The organism is Liquorilactobacillus sicerae (genome assembly GCF_029916425.1).
In the GTDB taxonomy this organism is placed as follows: domain Bacteria; phylum Bacillota; class Bacilli; order Lactobacillales; family Lactobacillaceae; genus Liquorilactobacillus; species Liquorilactobacillus sicerae.
Map to the genome: position 1 here is coordinate 1 of NZ_JAHAVQ010000158.1, position 494 is coordinate 494.

Sequence of the window (494 nt, forward strand, 5' to 3'; positions counted from 1 at the left end):
AGAAGCATTGGCTGTCTTTGTTGAAGTAGAAGTCAGGGCTGGGCCATAGTAATAAACACCATCATTTCTTTTTGAATCAATAATAGTTGCTGTTTTATTGACGGATGTTTTTGAAACTATCGAAGCATAGCTTGTTGTAGTTGTTGCTGCATATGCCTGGCTTGAGTCGCTTGTCATTTGGCTAACCATAAACATCGTTAAAAAATTTAAGAATAAAATTAAGGCTGTTTTTTTAAAAACATCGAATTTACTTGTCATGAAAAATTATTGTCCCAACTAAAAAGCTATGATTACGTTTTTAAGTTAATTATAGTTTGTCCATACTGATATTTAGGAAAGGAACAGGCTTTGTATTGTTTCTGTATTAGTTCTGTAAAAATCCGCTTAGTAAAAATCAAGAGTTCGATTCATAACTATCTAAAATTCCCTGTTCAATTTTATCGATATTTCCAGTCTGATACTCAATTATTTTATTGTCGGAAAACAAGTATACC

At 31.6% G+C, this 494-nt stretch carries 1 protein-coding gene; it reads right to left on the reverse strand.

Translation table 11 applies throughout. From position 1 onward, the window contains the following. A partial coding sequence (locus KH893_RS11775; RefSeq protein ID WP_281166275.1) for a GW dipeptide domain-containing protein occupies positions 1-258 on the reverse strand: 258 nt, incomplete at its 3' end. Positions 259-494 lie beyond the last annotated feature (236 nt).